This window comes from Streptomyces sp. NPDC046870, from assembly GCF_040704595.1.
Taxonomy (GTDB): Bacteria; Actinomycetota; Actinomycetes; order Streptomycetales; family Streptomycetaceae; genus Streptomyces; species Streptomyces argyrophylli.
In genome coordinates, this window is record NZ_JBEYXM010000001.1 from 129,660 (window position 1) to 148,491 (window position 18,832).

General features: G+C 73.2%; 21 protein-coding genes. 10 read left to right on the forward strand and 11 right to left on the reverse strand.

What is annotated here, in order from left to right:
- Positions 1 to 112 precede the first annotated feature (112 nt).
- Positions 113 to 913, forward strand: a complete 801-nt coding sequence (locus tag AB0946_RS00560) for a site-2 protease family protein (RefSeq protein WP_366758448.1) — start codon at positions 113 to 115, stop codon at positions 911 to 913.
- On the opposite strand, the gene AB0946_RS00565 is transcribed toward AB0946_RS00560, so the two are convergent.
- The 3 genes from AB0946_RS00565 to AB0946_RS00575 form a co-directional block, all read right to left on the reverse strand.
- Positions 903 to 1,091: a hypothetical protein gene (locus AB0946_RS00565; protein ID WP_171156869.1), complete on the reverse strand. Its 189-nt coding sequence runs from the start codon at positions 1,089 to 1,091 to the stop codon at positions 903 to 905. The genes AB0946_RS00560 and AB0946_RS00565 overlap by 11 nt on opposite strands.
- 67 nt (positions 1,092 to 1,158) lie before the next feature.
- Positions 1,159 to 1,872 carry an NADPH-dependent F420 reductase gene (gene npdG, locus AB0946_RS00570; RefSeq protein WP_366758450.1) on the reverse strand — a complete coding sequence of 238 codons (714 nt, stop codon included), beginning with the start codon at positions 1,870 to 1,872 and terminating at the stop codon, positions 1,159 to 1,161.
- A gap of 37 nt (positions 1,873 to 1,909) precedes the next feature.
- Positions 1,910 to 2,983, reverse strand: coding sequence for a sialidase family protein (locus AB0946_RS00575; RefSeq protein ID WP_366758451.1), 1,074 nt, complete (start codon positions 2,981 to 2,983; stop codon positions 1,910 to 1,912).
- A gap of 113 nt (positions 2,984 to 3,096) precedes the next feature.
- Here AB0946_RS00575 and AB0946_RS00580 point away from each other — a divergent pair, with 113 nt between their 5' ends.
- Together AB0946_RS00580 and AB0946_RS00585 are read left to right on the forward strand one after the other, a co-directional pair.
- Entirely contained in the window at positions 3,097 to 3,693 is a 597-nt protein-coding gene (locus AB0946_RS00580; protein WP_366758453.1) for a hypothetical protein, read from the forward strand.
- Between the two features lie 133 nt (positions 3,694 to 3,826).
- Positions 3,827 to 5,095 carry an MFS transporter gene (locus tag AB0946_RS00585; RefSeq protein ID WP_366758454.1) on the forward strand — a complete coding sequence of 423 codons (1,269 nt, stop codon included), beginning with the start codon at positions 3,827 to 3,829 and terminating at the stop codon, positions 5,093 to 5,095.
- On the opposite strand, the gene AB0946_RS00590 is transcribed toward AB0946_RS00585, so the two are convergent.
- Complete coding sequence (locus AB0946_RS00590) at positions 5,096 to 5,329, reverse strand: hypothetical protein (RefSeq protein ID WP_366758455.1); 234 nt, start codon at positions 5,327 to 5,329, stop codon at positions 5,096 to 5,098. It lies immediately after the preceding gene.
- Positions 5,330 to 5,387: 58 nt separating this feature from the next.
- Here AB0946_RS00590 and map point away from each other — a divergent pair, with 58 nt between their 5' ends.
- Positions 5,388 to 6,245 (forward strand): type I methionyl aminopeptidase, encoded by an 858-nt coding sequence (gene map, locus AB0946_RS00595; RefSeq protein WP_366758456.1) that lies wholly within the window; start codon positions 5,388 to 5,390, stop codon positions 6,243 to 6,245.
- Positions 6,246 to 6,297: 52 nt separating this feature from the next.
- Here the strand turns inward: map and AB0946_RS00600 are convergent, their stop codons facing one another.
- Both AB0946_RS00600 and AB0946_RS00605 read right to left on the reverse strand, forming a co-directional pair.
- Positions 6,298 to 6,495 (reverse strand): hypothetical protein, encoded by a 198-nt coding sequence (locus tag AB0946_RS00600; protein ID WP_366758457.1) that lies wholly within the window; start codon positions 6,493 to 6,495, stop codon positions 6,298 to 6,300.
- A 126-nt stretch (positions 6,496 to 6,621) separates the two neighbouring features.
- Complete coding sequence (locus AB0946_RS00605) at positions 6,622 to 7,266, reverse strand: PhzF family phenazine biosynthesis protein (protein WP_366758458.1); 645 nt, start codon at positions 7,264 to 7,266, stop codon at positions 6,622 to 6,624.
- A gap of 186 nt (positions 7,267 to 7,452) precedes the next feature.
- On the opposite strand from AB0946_RS00605, the gene efeO reads away from it, so the two are divergent.
- The 4 genes from efeO to AB0946_RS00625 are packed head-to-tail and all read left to right on the forward strand — an operon-like array spanning position 7,453 to position 11,691.
- Positions 7,453 to 8,589 (forward strand): iron uptake system protein EfeO, encoded by a 1,137-nt coding sequence (efeO, locus tag AB0946_RS00610; protein ID WP_366758459.1) that lies wholly within the window; start codon positions 7,453 to 7,455, stop codon positions 8,587 to 8,589.
- Between the two features lie 17 nt (positions 8,590 to 8,606).
- Complete coding sequence (gene efeB, locus AB0946_RS00615) at positions 8,607 to 9,863, forward strand: iron uptake transporter deferrochelatase/peroxidase subunit (RefSeq protein WP_366758460.1); 1,257 nt, start codon at positions 8,607 to 8,609, stop codon at positions 9,861 to 9,863.
- Between the two features lie 3 nt (positions 9,864 to 9,866).
- The gene (gene efeU, locus AB0946_RS00620) at positions 9,867 to 10,739 is read left to right on the forward strand and encodes an iron uptake transporter permease EfeU (RefSeq protein ID WP_366758461.1); all 873 of its coding nucleotides are present in this window, start codon (positions 9,867 to 9,869) and stop codon (positions 10,737 to 10,739) included.
- Positions 10,699 to 11,691 (forward strand): hypothetical protein, encoded by a 993-nt coding sequence (locus tag AB0946_RS00625; protein WP_366758462.1) that lies wholly within the window; start codon positions 10,699 to 10,701, stop codon positions 11,689 to 11,691. Before efeU ends, AB0946_RS00625 begins: the two co-directional genes overlap by 41 nt.
- 51 nt (positions 11,692 to 11,742) lie before the next feature.
- Here the strand turns inward: AB0946_RS00625 and AB0946_RS00630 are convergent, their stop codons facing one another.
- The 5 genes from AB0946_RS00630 to AB0946_RS00650 all read right to left on the reverse strand — a co-directional run bounded on the left by AB0946_RS00630 (position 11,743) and on the right by AB0946_RS00650 (position 16,820).
- On the reverse strand, positions 11,743 to 12,483 hold the full coding sequence (locus AB0946_RS00630) for a bifunctional DNA primase/polymerase (protein ID WP_366758463.1): 741 nt from the start codon (positions 12,481 to 12,483) through the stop codon (positions 11,743 to 11,745).
- 140 nt (positions 12,484 to 12,623) lie between these two features.
- Positions 12,624 to 13,238 (reverse strand): TetR/AcrR family transcriptional regulator, encoded by a 615-nt coding sequence (locus AB0946_RS00635; protein ID WP_366758464.1) that lies wholly within the window; start codon positions 13,236 to 13,238, stop codon positions 12,624 to 12,626.
- A gap of 42 nt (positions 13,239 to 13,280) precedes the next feature.
- Positions 13,281 to 14,258 (reverse strand): small ribosomal subunit Rsm22 family protein, encoded by a 978-nt coding sequence (locus AB0946_RS00640; protein ID WP_366758465.1) that lies wholly within the window; start codon positions 14,256 to 14,258, stop codon positions 13,281 to 13,283.
- Positions 14,259 to 14,382: 124 nt separating this feature from the next.
- Positions 14,383 to 15,567: a serine hydrolase domain-containing protein gene (locus tag AB0946_RS00645; RefSeq protein WP_366758466.1), complete on the reverse strand. Its 1,185-nt coding sequence runs from the start codon at positions 15,565 to 15,567 to the stop codon at positions 14,383 to 14,385.
- Complete coding sequence (locus AB0946_RS00650) at positions 15,504 to 16,820, reverse strand: multidrug effflux MFS transporter (RefSeq protein WP_366758467.1); 1,317 nt, start codon at positions 16,818 to 16,820, stop codon at positions 15,504 to 15,506. Before AB0946_RS00650 ends, AB0946_RS00645 begins: the two co-directional genes overlap by 64 nt.
- Positions 16,821 to 16,957: 137 nt before the next feature.
- On the opposite strand from AB0946_RS00650, the gene AB0946_RS00655 reads away from it, so the two are divergent.
- Together AB0946_RS00655 and AB0946_RS00660 are read left to right on the forward strand one after the other, a co-directional pair.
- Positions 16,958 to 17,989, forward strand: a complete 1,032-nt coding sequence (locus tag AB0946_RS00655; RefSeq protein WP_366758468.1) for a Gfo/Idh/MocA family oxidoreductase — start codon at positions 16,958 to 16,960, stop codon at positions 17,987 to 17,989.
- A 62-nt stretch (positions 17,990 to 18,051) separates the two neighbouring features.
- Positions 18,052 to 18,810: an SDR family oxidoreductase gene (locus AB0946_RS00660; protein WP_366758469.1), complete on the forward strand. Its 759-nt coding sequence runs from the start codon at positions 18,052 to 18,054 to the stop codon at positions 18,808 to 18,810.
- Positions 18,811 to 18,832: the final 22 nt, after the last annotated feature.

Genomic DNA, 18,832 nt, shown 5'->3' on the forward strand with positions numbered 1-18,832 from the left:
GATGACAGCGTAACGACTAGCAGGAACCTCCGGCCGCTCGCAGGACGTTTCCCCGCGATCACCGGTACGGTCGACCCCGGCCCGCCCGACGCGACCCGAGGAGCTCTTTCCCATGACCACCGCCACCACCCGCCACGGCGATCGGCAGATCAGCCCGGTGTTCGTCGGCATCCTGGCCGTGACGGCGGTGACCGGCTGGGCCACCTGGAGCGGGTTCGCCGCGCAGCCGGGCGTCGCGGTGTTCCTGTTCGTGACGGCGGCCTGGATCGTCTCCCTGTGCCTGCACGAGTACGCGCACGCCCGCACCGCCCTGCACAGCGGGGACATCACGGTCGGCGCGAAGGGCTACCTCACGCTGAACCCGCTGAAGTACACGCACGCGCTGCTGAGCATCGTGCTCCCGGTGCTGTTCGTGATCATGGGCGGGATCGGTCTGCCCGGCGGCGCGGTGTTCATCGAGCGGGGCCGCATCCGGGGCCGCTGGCGGCACAGCCTGATCTCGGCGGCGGGCCCGCTGACGAACGTGCTGTTCGCGGCGGTGTGCACGGCCCCGTTCTGGCTGCACGCGCTGGACGGCGTGCCCGCCGACTTCCGGTTCGCGCTGGCCTTCCTGGCGCTGCTCCAGGTGACGGCGGCACTGCTGAACTTCCTGCCGGTGCCGGGCCTGGACGGCTACGGGGTGATCGAGCCGTGGCTGTCGTACGGCGTGAAGCGGCAGGTGGAGCCGTTCGCCCCGTTCGGGCTGCTGTTCGTGTTCGCGCTGCTGTGGCTGCCGTCGGTCAACAGCGCGTTCTTCGACGTGATCGACTCGATCATGCGGGCGCTGAACGTCGACGACTTCTCCCGCTACTGCGGCGAGGCGGACTACCGCTTCTGGCAGGACACCCCGGAGATCTGCTCGCTCAGTTCGTGACGGAGCGGCCCTGCCCGGCGGCCCGGCCGCGCTTGACGTAGTACCAGGTCATGTTGGAGGACAGGCCCGCCAGCAGCACCCACACGATCCCCAGCCAGCTGCCCTGGACGAAGGAGACGACCGCGGCGGCCACGGCGAGGAGGCAGACGATCAAGGTGTAGAGGGCGATGCGGGGCATGGGGCCGGCTCCGGATCCTGTCGGGGGACACTGCTGGTCACCAGTGTCCCCCATGGCCGGACGCGGCTCACACGTCGGTGACGCGGAGCCCGGCGTGTGCCTTGTACCGGCGGTTGACGGAGATCAGGTTCGCGACCAGCGACTCGACCTGGTGGGCGTTGCGCAGCCGGCCCGCGAAGACGCCGCGCATGCCGGGGATGCGTCCGGCCAGCGCCTGCACGATCTCCACGTCGGCGCGCTCCTCGCCGAGCACCATCACATCGGTGTCGATCTGCTCGATCCGCGGGTCCTGGAGCAGGACGGCCGACAGGTGGTGGAAGGCGGCGGCGACCCGGGAGTCCGGCAGCAGGGCGGCGGCCTGCTCGGCGGCGCTGCCCTCCTCCGGCTTGAGCGCGTAGGCGCCCTTCTTGTCGAAGCCGAGCGGGTTGACGCAGTCCACGACGAGCTTTCCGGCCAGCTCCTCGCGCAGCGACTTCAGGGTGTCGCCGTGGCCCTCCCACGGCACGGCGACGATCACGATGTCGCTGCGGCGCGCGGTCTCGGCGTTGTCGGCGCCCTCGACGCCGTGCCCGAGTTCCCCGGCGGCGGCCCGGGCCCGCTCGGCGGCGCGGGAGCCGATGATCACCTTCTGGCCGGCCCGGGCGAGCCGGTAGGCGAGGCCCTTGCCCTGCGGTCCGGTGCCGCCGAGCACGCCGACGACGTACCCGGAGACGTCGGGCAGGTCCCAGGGGTCCTTGGCGGGGGCCTTGGCAGGGGTCTGTGCGCTGTCGGTAGAGGTCATGGGCCGACTCTACGTCCGCCTCCGGGTCCGTACCGGCTCAGGTCAGCCGGTGTACGGGCACCCGCCGGAAGGTGATCGTCGCGTAGGCGTCGAAGTCGCCCGTCTCGTACAGGAGCCCGACGGTGTGCGGGTCGACGCGGACCAGGTCGGAGTAGGCGGCGGGCAGTCCGTCGACGGTGAACGCCGGGCGCCAGGTGACGCCGCCGTCGTCGGAGGCGCGGATCGTCATCAGGGCGCGGGCGGCGGGGTCGGCCGGGGCGGAGAAGAGGAGAAGGTCGGGGTCGCGGAGCTGGAGCACGGAGGCCTCGCAGACCGGCGCGGTCAGCCCGGCCTGCGGCCGGAAGGGCTTGACGAGGCTCTTCCCGCCGTCCTTGGAGTGGGCGTCGGCGCGGTTGCCGGGTGACGGGGAGTCGTTGCGGGTGTTGAGGTAGACGCGGCCGTCGGGGAGTTCGGCGGCGGTGGTCTCGTTGACGTTGACGTAGCCGTCGGTGTTCTCGTCCAGGTACCCCAGGTACCAGGTCTCGCCGCGGTCGTCGCTGAGCAGGCAGTGCCCGCTGTTGTACCTGGCCTCGGCACCGGTGTCGGTGCCGGTGGGCGGCAGGGTGTGGTTGGCCGGGACGAGGACGCGGCCGGAGGTCAGCTGGAGGGCGTGGCCGGGGGTGGTGGCGTACCAGCGCCAGCCGGGCTTCTTCACCTGCCGGGTGATCTCCCGGGGCTGGGACCAGGTCGCCCCGTCGTCGTCGCTGTGCTGCACCCACACGCGCCGCCCGTCGGCGTCCCCGACCTGGCCGCGCAGGATGGCGGCCTCGGTGGCGGAGGCGGCGGCGCGCATGTGCACGAGCAGGACGCGGCCGGTGTCCAGGACGACGGGCGCGGGGTTGCCCGCGAGGTCCGCGCCGTTGTCCGCGGCGACCTGGAGCGGGCCCCAGGTACGGCCGCCGTCCGTGGAGCGCTTGAGCACGATGTCGATGTGCCCGTGGTCGGCGGCGGAGTCGACGCGGCCCTCGCAGAAGGCGAGCAGGGTGCCGGAGCCGGTGGCGACGACGGCCGGTATGCGGAAGCTCGCGTAGCCCTCGTGGCCCGCGCGGAAGGGGACGGACACGTCGGTCATCGGGCGGCTCCTCGGCCTGTGGGCGGGCGGGACGGCCGTCACCATCCCCAGGTCGGGCGAATTCGCGGTGAACTGGGCGTGACGAGTGCCGTGTTGCGGCAGGATGCGGTCGCATGGACGCCGTACGGGTCGCGTTGCTGCGGGAAGTGCTGGCCGGGACCGAGTGGCTGGGGGCCACCCGGAGGTTCGCGGGGGTGCTGCGCGGGTCGGTGGTGGCGCACGGCGGCGGGCTGCTGCTGGTGGGGACGCCGGAGTACGAGCCGTGGCACCTGGCCGCGCACCTGGTGGACGAGGCCGCGTGGTCGGGCACGCCCGAGCTGGCGCCCACGCTGGTACGGCATCACGCGCGCCCCTCCGATCCGGCGCATCTGGCGGTGGGGCCGGGGCGGATCGCGGCGGCGCGGCGCGGGGAGACGCTGCTGGTGGTGGCCCCCGAGGAGCCGGCGTCGCTGCTGGAGCGGGTGCACGACGCCCGGCGGGCCGGGGTGACGGTGCTGGCGCTCGGGGCGGGCGGGGGCGAGCTGGCCGCCATGGCGCATGACACGCTGGCCGTGCCCGAGGGGGCGGAGCTGGACCTGGACAGCGTGCAGCACCTGGTCAGTGCGGCGGCGGGCGAGAACGGGGGCTCTCCGAGGGCGCGCCGGGGGTTCCGGGACCGCCTCTCACGGCTGACGGAGGCGTTGACGGCTCCGCCGCCCGCCCCGTGGTGACCCGCCCCGCTCGGGTCTTTCGTTCGGATCAGGGAGCGGGGTCTGGTGCCGTGCGTCGCACGGCGGAGCGGGTGGGTGGGCAAGGAGCCGAAAAACAGTTGCCCGGCCGTGCCGGGCCGTCGAGCATTCCCCGGTGAGCCGAGCCCTTCTCCCCGACCTCGCCCCCTGGAAAGCCTCCGCCGATTTCCGGCGCCTGTGGAAGTCCGGTCTGATCAGCAACTTCGGCAGCTTCCTGACGTTCGTCGCGCTGCCGGTCCAGCTCAAGGACCTGACGGAGTCCGCCGCGGCGGTCGGCGCGATCGGCGCCGTCGAGCTGCTGCCGCTCATCGTGTGCGGCCTGTACGGCGGCGCCCTCGCCGACGCCCTGGACAAGCGGAAGCTCATCGTGTGGACGGAGGCCGGCCAGGGCCTGCTCAGCGCCGCCCTGCTGCTGAACGCCCTGCTCCCCCGCCCCGCGGTCTGGCCGCTGTACGTCGTCGCCGCCCTCTCCTCCGCGCTGGTCTCCGTGCAGCGCCCGGCCCTGGACTCGCTGTGGCCCCGGATCGTCGCCCACGACGACATGCCGGCGGCGGCCTCGCTGAACTCGCTGCGCTGGACCGTCGGCGGAGTGGCGGGCCCGGCGGTCGCGGGCGTGGTCGTCGCCTACGCGGGCCTCGGCTGGGCCTACGCGGCCGACCTGCTGACCTTCGCCGTCTCGCTGGCGTACATCGCGCGGATCGCCCCCTCCCCCGCCGCCGAGGAGGCCGCGAAGCCCGACCTGAAGGCGATCGCGGAGGGCGCCCGGTACGCGTGGAGCCGCAAGGAGCTCCTCGGCACCTACGCCGTCGACCTCGCGGCGATGTTCCTGGCCATGCCGCTGGCCGTGCTGCCGTTCCTCGCGGACGACCTGCACGCGCGGTGGGCGCTCGGGCTGATGTACGCGACGATCCCGGCGGGCGCGCTGCTGGTGAGCCTGACCAGCGGCTGGACCTCGCGGGTGCACCGGCACGGGGTGCTGGTGGTGCTGTCGGCCGCCGGGTGGGGCCTGGCGGTGGCGGCGGCCGGGGTCTGCGGGAACGTCTGGCTGGTGCTGCTGTTCCTCGCCGTCGGCGGCGGCTTCGACATGGTCAGCGGGATCTTCCGGGCGGCCATGTGGAACCAGACGATCCCGGACGAGCTGCGCGGCAGGCTCGCCGGGATCGAACTGCTGTCGTACTCGGTCGGCCCGCAGCTCGGCCAGGTCCGGGCGGGCGGCACGGCCGCGTGGGCGGGCGTCCGGGCCTCGGTCTGGTCCGGTGGCCTGGCGTGCGCGGGCGCGGTGGGGCTGCTGGCGCTGTGCCTGCCGGGGCTGATGACGTACGACGCCCGGACGAACGAGCACGCGGTACGGATGCGCGAGCGGCGCGCGGCCGTGTCGGCGTGATCAGTCCTCGTCGGTGCCGCCCCCGGCGGGCGCGTCGTGCCAGCGCGGGTCGTTCTCCCACTGGAGGTTGCGCTCGGCGGCGGTCTCCATCGCGTGCCGGGCCTCCTCGGGGGAGGTGTACGGCCCGAAGCGGTCCTTGCCCGGACAGTCCGGGCCCTCCTCGACCTTCTTGTGTTCCAGGCAGTAGTACCACTCGCCCGGCTTGCCGGCGGTGCGCTTCTTGAACAAGGCCATGGACAGCTCCTCTCGCCACCGACATGTTCCCCCATGTCCGCTGGTTAGACTCGCTTGCATGTCTGGCCAGTCGCTGCTCGTACCAGGGGAGCTGTCCCCCACCCGTCCGGTTCCCGGAAACATCCGCCGCCCCGAGTACGTCGGCAAGCCCGCGCCGGCGCCGTACACCGGGCCGGAGGTGCAGACCCCCGAGACCATCGAGGCGATGCGGACCGCCGGCCGCATCGCCGCGCGGGCGATGGCGGAGGCCGCGAAGCTGATCGCGCCCGGGGTCACCACGGACCAGCTCGACAAGGTCGCCCACGAGTACATGTGCGACCACGGTGCCTACCCGTCCACGCTCGGTTACCGGGGTTTCCCCAAGTCGCTGTGCACCTCGGTCAACGAGGTCATCTGCCACGGCATCCCGGACTCGACGGTCCTCAGGGACGGCGACATCGTCAACCTGGACGTGACGGCGTACATCGGCGGGGTGCACGGCGACAACAACGCCACCTACCTGGTCGGTGACGTGGACGAGGAGTCGCGGCTGCTGGTGGAGCGCACCCGCGAGGCGCTGAACCGGGCGATCAAGGCCGTGAAGCCCGGCCGGCAGATCAACGTCATCGGCCGGGTCATCGAGTCGTACGCCAAGCGGTTCGGCTACGGCGTGGTGCGGGACTTCACCGGGCACGGCATCAGCACGGCGTTCCACTCCGGGCTGATCGTCCCGCACTACGACAGCCCGCACGCGACGACCGTGATGCAGCCGGGGATGACGTTCACGATCGAGCCGATGCTGACGCTGGGCACCCACGAGTACGACATGTGGGACGACGGCTGGACGGTCGTGACGAAGGACCGCAGGCGGACCGCGCAGTTCGAGCACACGCTGGTGGTGACGGAGACCGGCGCGGACGTCCTGACCCTTCCCTGAGCGCGGTACGACCGGGTCCCCCCGCCGCGCGCGGGAGGGGACCCGGGCAGGATCAGCGCAGGGAGTGGCCGCAGTGGGCGCCCGACCACGTCAGGTGGTTCTCCAGCGAGGTGAGGGTGCCGGCGTACGGGCTGCAGACGGCCTCCTGGTCGGTCTTCTCGTCGTGGTGGGCGGCACTGGCCGTCGTGGCGCCGGACGCGGCGAGGGCGGCGGCGAGGGCGGTCGCGGCCAGGACTGATCTGATGCGCATGGTGCTCCTCTCAGGGAGGCGGAGTGGTCACGCCCAGAGGTCCCCGTTCGCCCCGGTCGGCCTTCGCGCGCACCCGTGGATCCACCCGAACGGGATCCCGGACGATCCCCCGGACGCGCGTACACGTCAGCGCTCCAGGTGGACCCGTCCTCCGACCTCGGTCCACCCGTGCGGCTGAGGGGCGGTCAGCAGCTGGGAGCCCCTGCCCTGGGTGATGTTCAGCGCCCGGCCCAGCCGGTCGGTGAGGAGCAGCGCCGCCGCGCCGGTCGCCTCGTCCTCCTCGATGCCGTCGTCGCGCCCGGGGAAGGCGCGGGCCCGGACCCGCCCGGCCGCCTCGTCCTCCCACGCCCAGGCGTAGATCCACTCCCCCGGCGGCGGCACGTCGAGGGCGTCCACCTCGGCGGCGCTCGCGTACTGGCGCAGGGTGCGCGGGGGCACCCACTCCGCGCGGGCCTCGATCCAGGTGAACTCGCCGTCCAGGCGGGTCCCGACGACCCCGGCGGGGGTGACGAGTTCGGGTACGTCGAGCAGCCAGGCCGTACCCACGCAGGGGTGGCCGGCGAAGGGCAGGCGCAGGGTGGGCGTGTAGATGTCGATCACTCCGCGCTCGGGGTCGTCCACGAACACGGTCTCGCTGAAGCCGAGTTTGGCCGCCAGCGCCTGCCGGTCGCTCCGCTCGGGCAGCACCGAGCCGTCGCGGACGACGCCCAGTTCGTTGCCGTAGCCGCCGTTCGGCCCGCAGAAGACGCGGAGTACGTCGTAGTCAGTCACCGGGGCATTGAAACACCGCGGCGGCGGCGACCGCCTCCCGGGCGGTAGCCGGCGGCGGTACCCCTCGCCCCATGTCCCCACCCTGCCACCGCGTGAGAGCTGAATCACGGGAGGCGGGGGTAGTGGTGAGGATAGCCTCATGTAAGTTAGGGCAGCCTCACCACACCAGATCCGCTTGGAGCCTGCATGCGCGCCGTCCGACTGACCGTCACCGCCGCCGCCACCGCGGCGGCTCTGACCGCCCTCTCGGCCTGCACCGCGAAGAGCGATGCCAAGGACGGTGACGCCATCCAGGTCACGGCCGCGGACTCGAAGTGCGAGACCTCCAGCACGTCGGTGCCGGCCGGCCAGGTCACGCTGAAGATCGAGAACAAGGGCTCGAAGGCGACCGAGGTCGAGATCCTGTTCCCGGACGACCGGATCGTCTCCGAGAAGGAGAACATCGGTCCGGGCACCAAGTACACGCTCACCGCCGAGGTGAAGGCCGGATCCTACGAGATCGCCTGCCGGCCCGGCATGAAGGGCCACGGCGTACGGCAGAAGCTGACCGTGACCGGTGGCGCCGGCGCCGCCAAGCGGAACCCGAAGCTGGACCAGGCGGTCGCCGAGTACCGCCAGTACGCCCAGGACCAGGCCGACGAGACGCTGCCGAAGGCCGAGACCTTCGTGAAGGCGGTCGAGGACGGCGACCTGGAGGCCGCGAAGAAGGCCTACGGCCTGTCCCGGCTCGGCTGGGAGCGCACCGAGCCGGTCGCCGAGTCCTTCGGTGACATCGACCCGAAGGTCGACGTCCGCGAGGACGGCCTGGAGCCCGGCCAGAAGTGGACCGGCTGGCACCGGCTGGAGAAGGCCCTCTGGCAGGACAAGAAGATCGGCGCCGAGGAGAAGACCCTCGCCGGCCGGCTGCTGACGGACCTGAAGGACTGGCAGGGCCGGGTCGGCAAGGCGGAGATCACCCCGACCTCCATGGCCAACGGCGCCAAGGAGCTGCTGGACGAGGTCGCCACCGGCAAGGTCACCGGTGAGGAGGACCGCTACGCCCACACCGACCTGGTCGACTTCAAGGGCAACGTCGAGGGCGCCCAGAAGGCGTACGAGCTGCTGAAGCCGGTCGCCGCGAAGAACGACCCCGCGCTCACCAGTGAACTCGACAAGCAGTTCGCGGCGCTGGACACGCTGCTCGACAAGTACCGCACCGACAAGACGTCCTATGACTTCGTCTCCTACGACAAGGTCACCAAGGACCAGCGCAAGGAGCTGTCGGACGCGGTGAACGCGCTCGCCGAGCCGCTGTCCAAGCTCGCCGCCGCGGTCGTGAAGTAGACGAGGGGGCAGAGGCGATGACCGAGACCCAGGAGACCCAGGCCAGTCCGTCGCGCCGCGCGCTGATCGGCTGGGGCGGTGCCGGGCTCGCGCTCGGGGCCGCCGCGGCCGGCGGGGCCGTGGCCATGGCCCGGACGGGCGACGACATGGACCCGGCCGCCGCCGAGACCGGCGGTGCGGTGGAGTTCCACGGCGCCCACCAGGCCGGCATCGCCACGCCGGTGCAGGACCGGCTGCACTTCGCCGCGTTCGACGTGAAGACCGACGACCGCGAACAGTTCGTCCAGATGCTCAAGGACTGGACGGCCGCGGCCCGCCGGATGACCGCGGGGAAGACCGTCGGCGAGGGCGCCTACGGCGGACTCGCCGAGGCACCGCCGGACGACACCGGTGAGGCGCTCGGGCTGAAGCCGTCCCGGCTGACGCTCACCATCGGGTTCGGTCCCTCGCTCTTCGACAGGTTCGGGCTGGCGGACCGGCGGCCCGAGGCCCTGGTCGACCTGCCCAAGTTCCCCGGCGACAACCTGGACCGGTCCCGCACCGGCGGCGACCTGTGCGTGCAGGCATGCGCCGACGACCCGCAGGTCGCCGTGCACGCCATCCGCAATCTCGCCCGGATCGGCTTCGGCAAGGTCGCCATCCGCTGGTCCCAGCTCGGCTTCGGCAAGACCTCCTCGACCACCCCGGGCGCGCAGACCCCGCGCAACCTCATGGGTTTCAAGGACGGCACCCGCAACATCGCGGGCACCGAGACCGACCGGCTGAAGAAGTTCGTGTGGGTCGGCGAGGAGGACGGGCCGGACTGGATGACCGGCGGCTCGTACCTGGTCGCCCGGCGCATCCGCATGAACATCGAGACCTGGGACCGCGCCTCGCTCCAGGAGCAGGAGGACGTGTTCGGCCGGGACAAGCGCGAGGGCGCCCCGGTCGGCAAGGCCAAGGAGCACGACGAGCCGTTCCTGAAGGCGATGAAGCCCGACGCGCACGTGCGGCTCGCGCACCCCGACTCCAACAACGGGATCACCATCCTGCGCCGGGGCTACTCCTTCACCGACGGCACCGACGGCCTCGGCCGTCTGGACGCGGGCCTGTTCTTCCTCGCCTACCAGCGGGACGTGCGCAAGGGCTTCATCCCGCTCCAGCGCAACCTCGCCGCGCACGACGCGCTCAACGAGTACATCCAGCACGTGGGTTCGGCGGTCTTCGCGATCCCGCCCGGCGTCCGGGACTCCGGTGACTGGTGGGGCCGCACGCTGTTCTCGAAGGGGGCATAGCCCGTGTTCTCCAACTACCTGATCGGCCTGCGCGAGGGACTGGAGGCGTCGCTCGTCGTCTGCATCCTGATCGCCTACCTGGTCAAGACCGGCCGCAAGGACGCCCTGCGGCCGATCTGGATCGGCATCGGCATCGCGATCGCCATCGCCATGGCCTTCGGCTGCGCCCTGGAGTTCGGCTCGCAGGAGCTGACGTTCCAGGCGCAGGAGGCGCTCGGCGGCTCCCTGTCGGTCGTCGCCGTCGGCCTGGTGACCTGGATGGTGTTCTGGATGCGGCGCACCGCCCGGCACCTGAAGTCCGAGCTGCACGGCAAGCTGGACGCCGCGCTCGCCCTCGGCACGGGCGCGCTGGTCGCCACGGCGTTCCTCGCGGTCGGCCGGGAGGGCCTGGAGACCGCGCTGTTCGTGTGGGCGTCGGTGCACGCGGCGAGCGACGGCACCCCGCGCCCGCTGGTCGGCGTCGCCCTCGGCCTCGCCACGGCGGTGCTGCTGGGCTGGCTGTTCTACCGGGGCGCCCTGAAGATCAACCTGGCCAAGTTCTTCACCTGGACCGGCGGGATGCTGGTCGTGGTCGCCGCCGGCGTGCTGGCCTACGGCTTCCACGACCTCCAGGAGGCCGACTGGATCCCCGGCCTGACCGACCTGGCCTTCGACATCAGCGGCGCCATCCCGCCGGACAGCTGGTACGGCACCCTGCTGAAGGGCGTGTTCAACTTCCAGCCGGACCCGACGGTCCTTCAGGTCACGGTGTGGGCGCTGTACCTGGTCCCGGTGCTCGCGCTGTTCCTCTCCCCGGTAGGGTTCGCCTCCGGGAAGGGGAAGGTGAAGGAGCCCGATGACCAGGGAACGCAGCCGTCAGCGGCTTCGCAGGCGTGACCGGAACGCACTCATAGCGGCCTCGCTGACCGCTTTGTCGCTGACCGCGAGCGGATGCGTGGTGGTGCACGGGGAGCGGGTGGTGGTTCCCGCCGCCACCCGTGCCGAGGCCGCCAAGGCGGTCACCGCGTTCACGGACGCGTACAACAGGGCCGACAAGGCCTACGACAGCTCCCTGGACGCTCCCTACGTCACCGGCGCCCTCTCCGACATCGACTCCGCCCGGCTGCGGGCCGGGCACGTCAACAGCCCGTCGGGGAACGCGAACCACACCCCGCTGACGCTGACGGACGTGAAGATCACGATTCCGGAGAAGGCCGGCTGGCCCCGCTGGTTCGTCGCCGACGCCCGGGGCAACAAGGGCGGCACCTACCGCTGGGTGCTGGTCTTCACCCGGGGCGACCTCGGCGAGCGCTGGCAGGTGAGCTATCTGACGCTCATGGCCCCCGGCACCGTCCCCGCGTTCAGGACGGACGAGGACGGCTGGGCCGAGGCCGTACCGGCCGGGACCGGCGGGCTGGCCGTCCGCCCGGACGCGTTGGGCCAGGCGTACGCGGACTACCTGAAGAACGGCGGGAAGACCTTCGCGGACGGGCGCGACACCAGCGGGCTGCGCGCGGGCCGTGCGAAGGAGGCCAAGAAGCCGGGTCTGGTCCGGCAGTTCATCGACGAACCGCTCACCCACGGCGACTACGCGCCGCTCGCGCTGCGCACGGCGGACGGCGGGGCGCTGGTGTTCTTCACCACGCACCACTACGAGAAGCAGACCGCCTACACGGGCGCCACCGTGCCGGTCCCGAACAAGGACGTGCAGGCCCTGACCAAGGGCGACGTGAAGCAGTCACTGACGCTGGAGTCGATCGCCAACCAGGCCGTGCTCGACCCGGCCGGCGGCGGCCCGGTGCGGATGCTCGGGCGGGTGCAGGGGCTGACGTCCGCGCAGGGCGAGTAGGGCGGCCGGGAAGCGCGGGACCGGGGCTGCGCCGGCCGTCGGTGGTGCGGGTCAGTGGTGCAGGGGCCAGGCCGTGCCGTGGTGGCCGGGCTCGGCGCCCGGGTGCCGGGCGCAGGCGTCGGTCAGTGCCTCCAGCAGGCTCAGCGGGTCCGGCAGCGGATGCTCCGGGCCGCGCAGCCAGCGCACCCGCTGGTCGGCGTCGCCGGGCAGCCGGGCGGGCGGCACGAGGACGTAGGAGCCCCGGCAGTGCCAGCGCAGCCCCGGGTGCTCGTCCATCGTCTCGGGATGGCAGTCCAGCTCGCAGGGCCACCACTCGTCCTCGTCCTCGGGGGTGCCCCGGGTGAGGGTGAAGAACAGCATGCGGCCGTCGTCGCTCTCGGCGACCGGGCCGACCTCGACGCCGGAGCCGAGCAGCCGGTCCAGCGCCTCGCGGCCGGCCGCCAGGGGCACGTCCAGCACGTCGTGCACCATGCCGGTGGCGGTGATGAAGTTCGCCGCCGGCTGGTGCCGGGCCCAGCGCTCGATCTGGGCGCGGTCCGTGGTGGACTGCGTCTGCCAGGCGAACGACACCGGGTGCCGGGCGGGGGTGGGACAGCCCACGCGGTCGCAGGAGCAGCGGTATCCGTCGGCGGGGTGCGCGGCGGGGGCGAGGGGCAGGCCCGCCGCGGCGGCTGCGAGCAGCAGGGTCTCACGGCCGCTGTCGTCGGCGGCGGCCTCCTTCGGGCGGCGTCCGAGCAGCCATTGGGAGAGTTTGCCCTGCCGGCCGCTCCGGCCGTCGAACGTCGCGCTCATCTATCCCCTCGGTCCGGTGGTCGCCTCGCTGGTGTGCGGACAGCATGCCTCATCGTGCCATCTTCGCGTGCTCCGGGGGTCGCCGCGGGTGAGTGGCCGGAAGTCGGCGGTGGGTGGGCGGGCGGTTCGTCGGGGGCGGTTCAGCGCGGGGCGATCCCGTGCAGGGCGTACTCGACGAGGGTGTCCGTGTACGCGTACGAGACCGGTCCGCTGCGTTGCAGCCAGCGTTGCGCGAGCGGGGAGACGAACAGCTCCAGCGCGATCCGCGGGTCGACGCCGGCGCGTACGGCCCCCGCGTCCTGGGCCGAGCGCAACCGGGCGACGTACAGCTGGAGCTGCGGTTCCAGCAGCTTGGCGACGACCTCGCGGCCGAGCTGCTCGTTGACGACGCCCTCCGCGGCCAGTGCCCGCGCCGGCGCCTCGAAGCGCGGGTCGAACAGCTCGTCCACCGTGGCCCGCAGCACCGCCTTCAGGTCGGCGGCCAGGTCACCGGTGTCCGGGAGGGCGTCCACGTCCTGCCCCGACGCCCGGGCCGCCTGCCCGGCGAGGTCCAGGAACGCCTCCAGCAGGACGTCCGCCTTGGACGACCACCAGCGGTAGATGGTCTGCTTGCCGACCCCGGCCCGTGCGGCGATGGCCTCCACGGTGGTCCTCGGGTATCCGACCTCCCCGACCAGGGCGAGGGCGGCGGCGTAGATGGCCCGGCGGGACTTCTCGCTGCGGCGGGTGGCGTCGGGTGCGGGCTTGCTGACCATGGGGTCGAAAGTAACAAGCGGCGGGGCCGGCCACGACACCCGTCAGGGCGCGGGCTCGTACGGCGGCCAGGCGTCGCCCCAGTCCGCGTCCCGGGCCGCCTTGTACAGGTCGCCGTGGCGCTTGGTGACCGTCGTGCGGCGCAGCCGCTCCTCGGTCTCGCACAGGTCGAGCAGCACCTGGCCCTTGCGGATCTGCGGGCGCCGGACCACCCGGGCGGGGGCGGGCTCGGCGGGCAGCCGGGTCGCGGCGACGTAGGAGAACTTCTCGTCCTCGTACGCCAGTGAGCCGCCCTTGACCTGGCGGTGCAGGGAGGAGCGGCCGACGCGGGCGGAGAAGTGGCACCAGTCCGTGCCGGGCGCGATGGGGCAGGCGGCGCTGTGCGGGCAGGGGGCGGCGATGCGGAAGCCGGCCCGGATCAGCCGGTCGCGTGCCTCGATGACGCGCGCGTAGCCGGCCGGGGTGCCGGCCTCGACGATCACGACGGCCCGCGCGGCGCCGGCGGCCGCGTCGACGAGGGCGGCGCGGTCGGCCTCGGCGAGTTCGTTGAGGACGTACGACACCGTGACCAGGTCGGTGGTGTCCAGGGTGAGGTTCTTGCCGATCCGGGCGCGCTGCCAGCGGGCGTCCTTCAGGGCCGGGTTGGCTGCGGCGATCTCCCGGCCGAGGGCGAGGGCGGGTTCGGCCCAGTCCAGCACGGTGACGCCGCGCTCGCCCGGCCAGGTGGCGCTGACGGCCCAGGTGGCGGCGCCGGTGCCGCCGCCGACGTCGGCGTGGCTGCCGGGGGTCCAGCCCGGGACGGCCGCCGCGAACGCCTCCAGCGCGCGGTGCACGGCCTCGAAGGTGGCGGGCATGCGGTAGGCGGCGTACGCGGCCACGTCGGCGCGGTCGCGGAGGATCGGCGCGTGGGTGGGGGTCTCGCCGCGGTAGTTGGCGATCAGCCGGTCCACGGCGGCGGTGACCTCCGTGGGGGGCAGGCCGTCCAGCAGCTCGGCCAGGGCTGTGCGCAGGGGGTCGTTCACCTGGCGATTCTACGGCGCCCGGGCCATCCGGAGGACACTCCACGGCACCCGGCACCGGTGCCGGCCCCTCACCCGTCCCGTTCGGCCGGGAAGGAACCGCCACGGGTTCCGGCCCGGGTGGTTCTCAGACGACGGCTCTCGCCAAGTGTGTCGCCAGCCTCGCTCGGGGACCGCTGTCCGGGGGCCGGCGTCTCGGGTGGACCGTGTTGGCCAGGAGCACGAGGAACGTGTCCGTCGCCCGGTCCAGGATCAGCGACGTGCCCGTGAAGCCGGTGTGACCCGCCGCGCCCCGGCCCGCCAGCTCGCCCATGAACCACGGCTGGTCCAGCCGGAAACCCAGTCCGGGCGGGGTGAACAGCAGCTCCACGTAGTCCGGGCCGAGGATGCGCGCGGGACCGTAGGAGCCGCCCGCGAGCAGGGCGCGGCAGAAGACGGCCAGGTCGGGCGCGGTGGAGAAGAGGCCCGCGTGGCCGGCGACCCCGCCGAGCGCCCAGGCGTTCTCGTCGTGGACCACGCCCCGCAGCATCCCCCGGTCGGCCTTGGCCCACGGACGCCGCTGGTCCTCGGTGGCCGCGGCGCCGGGGCAGGGCCCGAACGCGGTGCTGGTCATGCCGAGCGGCCGGGTGATGCAGTCCCGCACGAGCACGTCGAGGGTGCGCCCGGTGACGCGTTCCAGGACGAACTGGAGCAGCAGCATGTTCAGGTCCGAGTACCCGTAGCGGCCCACCTCCCCGGACGGGGCCTCGGCGCGCAGCAGGTCGAGCCGGGTGGCGTCGTCCGGGCAGTCGTACAGGGGCAGTTCGGGGCGCAGGCCGGAGGTGTGGGTGAGCAGCTGCCGCACCGTGACGCGGTGCGCGGCGGCGGCGTGGAAGTCGGGCAGGTAGTCGCCGACTCGGGCGTCCATGCCGACGGTGCCGCGCTCGATCTGCTGGACGGCGGCGACGGACGTGAACAGCTTGGTCAGGGACGCCAGGTCGAAGGGGGTGTCGACGGTGGCCGGGACCCGGGCGGCCGGCGGCAGTTCCACGCCGGCACCGGTGCCGGGGTCGTGGGCGGCGTAGCGCACGGCCCAGCCGGCGGCCTCGGCCACGGCGATCACGGGTCCGCGGCCGGCCAGGACGACGGCGCCGGACGCCCAGGGGCGCTCGCCGGCGGTGAGGGCGTGCACCTCGTCGACCAGGTGCCCGAGTTCGACGGGGTCGAGCCCGGCCCGTTCCGCTGTGCCGGCGCGCAGTCTCGGTGCGCTCAGCTCTCGTCTCCCTCCGACCCGGCACGGGTGGTTCCCCGTGCCGCCGCCCAGGGACGGCACATTCCCACGAAGCAGGCCACCGCGACCAGTGCTCCGGCCAGTTGGACGACGGCCATCGGGACGGCGGTGTGCTCCCCGGCGACGCCGACGAGGGGGGAGGCGACCGCGCCGACGAGGAAGGAGGAGGTGCCGAGCAGCGCGGAGGCGGAGCCGGCGGCGTGCCGGGTGCGCAGCAGGGCGAGGGTCTGGGTGTTGGGCAGGGTGACGCCCATGGCGGACATCAGGACGAAGAGGGCGGCGGCGACGGGGACGAGGCCGGTGTCGCCGAAGACGCCGGTGGCCATCAGCAGCAGGGCGGTCGCGGCGAGCACGATCACCGCCAGGCCGCAGGCGAGCACCTTGTCCAGGCCGACCCGGCCGACCAGCACCTTCCCGTTGAACTGGCCCGCGGCCACGAGGCCCACGGAGTTGAGGCCGAACAGCAGGCTGAAGGTCTGCGGGGAGGCGCCGTAGATCTCCTGGACGACGAAGGGGGACGCGCTCACGTAGGCGAACAGCGCGGCGAAGGCGAAGCCGCCGGCGAGCATGTAGCCGGTGAAGGGCAGGTCCGCGAGGAGGCCGCGCATCGCCCGCAGGGCCTCGCCGGTTCCGCCGCTGTGCCGGCGGCCCGGCGGCAGGGTCTCCGGCAGCCGCGCCCAGACCAGCGCGGTCAGCGCGGCGCCGACCACCGTGAGCACGAGGAAGACGCCCCGCCAGTCCGTCACCCGGAGGATCTGCCCGCCGACGAGCGGGGCGACGATGGGGGCGGCCCCGGAGATCAGCATGAGGGTGGAGAAGAAGCGGGCCATGGCGACGCCGTCGTACAGGTCGCGGACGACGGCCCGGGCGATGACCACTCCGGCCGCGCCGGCGAGGCCCTGCACCAGCCGGAAGGCGATCAGCGTCTCGACGGTGGGCGCGAGGGCGCACAGGGCGGTGGCGGCCAGGTAGACGGCGAGTCCGGCGAGCAGCGGGCGGCGCCGGCCCCAGCGGTCGCTGAGGGGGCCGACGACCAGCTGGCCGAGCGCGAGTCCGGCCATGCAGGCGGTGAGGGTGAGCTGGACGGTGACGGCGGGGGCGTCCAGCGAGCGGGTGACCTCCGGCAGCGAGGGCAGGTACATGTCCATCGCGAGCGGGGTGGTCGCGGTCAGGCCGCCGAGCAGGAAGGTGACGAGCGGGCCGGTGCGGCCCGGTGCGCGGACCGGTGACGGTGCGGGGGCGGAGGCGGGCCGCTGGTCTCGTTCCGGTGTCGGTGCCGCCGCGTGGTCCGGCATGTGCCCCTCCCTGCTTCCCTGGCTGCTCTGGCTGCTCCGGTTTCTCGTGCCGCTCTGACATCGGTGTCGCCGGCACGACCGGCACCTATGCTCTCAGCTCGTACACACTGCCGAGGAACGGATGAGCGAGGGTGGGGATGGCGGGAGAGAACGTGCGCTGGGGAATCCTGGCGACGGGCGGGATCGCGTCGGCGTTCGCGGCGGACCTGGTCGATCTGCCGGACGCGGAGATCGTGGCGGTGGCGTCGCGCCGGCGGGAGTCGGCGGAGGCGTTCGCCGAGCGGTTCGGGGTGGAGAGGGCGTACGGCGACTGGGAGTCCCTGGCGGCGGACGCGGACGTCGACGTGGTGTACGTCGCCACTCCGCACGCGGCGCACCGGGCGGCGGCCGGGCTGTGCCTGGCGGCGGGCCGGAACGTGCTGTGCGAGAAGCCGTTCACGCTGAACCTGCGCGAGGCGGAGGAACTCGTCGCGCTGGCGCGGGAGCACGGCCGCTTCCTGATGGAGGCGATGTGGATGTACTGCAACCCGCTGGTCCGGCGGCTGAAGGCGCTGGTGGACGACGGGGCGATCGGCGAGGTGCGGACGGTGCACGCCGACTTCGGCCTGGCCGGTCCCTTCCCGGCGGCGCACCGGCTGCGGGACCCCGCGCTGGGCGGCGGGGCGCTGCTGGACCTGGGCGTGTACCCGGTGTCGTTCGCGCAGCTGCTGCTGGGCGAGCCGGACGGGGTCGCCGCGAGCGCCGTGCTGTCGCCCGAGGGCGTCGACCTCCAGACGGGCGCGGTGCTGTCCTGGGAGAGCGGCGCGCTGGCCTCGCTGCACTGCTCGATCGTCGGGGGTACGGCGGTCACGGCGTCGGTCACCGGTTCGCGCGGCCGGATCGACATCCCGTCCGGTTTCTTCCATCCCGACCGGTTCGTGCTGCACCGGGACGGCCGCGATCCGGAGGAGTTCGCCGCCGATCCGGCCGACGGGCCGCGCACCAGCATGCGGCACGAGGCGGCGGAGGTCATGCGGGCGGTGCGGGCGGGCGAGAAGGAGTCGCCGCTGGTGCCGCTGGAGGGCACGCTCGCGGTGATGCGGACGCTGGACGCGGTGCGGGAGCGGACCGGGGTGCGCTACCCCGGGGAGGAGCCGGCGGGTGACGAGGCGGTCGTCCTCGCCGGTTAGGGCCTCTCGTTTGGCGGACACCTGATTCCGCATGGCGGACTTCCCGCCTACGCTGCGGAACCATGACTGACAGGCAATCGAACATCGCGGTGGTGACCGGGGCCGGCTCCGGCATCGGGCGGGCCGTCGCCGTGGAACTGCTGCGGGCCGGCTGGTCGGTGGCGCTGGCCGGCCGGCGCGCGGAGCCGCTGGAAGGGACGGCGGCGCTGGTGCCGGGGGCGGCCTCGCTCGCCGTACCCACCGACGTGTCACGGCCCGAGGACGTCGAGGCGCTGTTCACGGCGACCGTGGACCGCTTCGGCCGGGTGGACCTGCTGTTCAACAACGCGGGGACCTTCGGGCCCGGCGGGGTCCCGGTCGAGGAACTGCCCTACGACGCCTGGCGGCACGTGGTGGACACGAACCTGAACGGCGCGTTCCTGTGTGCGCAGGCGGCCTACCGGCGGATGAAGGAGCAGGACCCCCAGGGCGGCCGGATCATCAACAACGGCTCCGTCTCGGCCCACGCGCCCCGCCCGCGGTCGGTTGCCTACACGGCGACCAAGCACGCGCTGACCGGCCTGACCAAGTCGCTGTCCCTGGACGGGCGGCCGTACCGCATCGCGGTCGGGCAGATCGACATCGGCAACGCGGCGACGGACATGACGGCCCGGATGGCGACGGGCGCACTCCAGGCGAACGGGGAGGTGGTCCCGGAGCCGGTGATGGACGTGGCCGATGCGGCCCGCACGGTACGGCACATGGCGGAGCTGCCCCTGGAGGCGAACGTGCAGTTCGCGACGGTACTGGCGACGGCGATGCCGTACATCGGGCGGGGCTGAGGCGCGCTCACCCCGCCCCGGC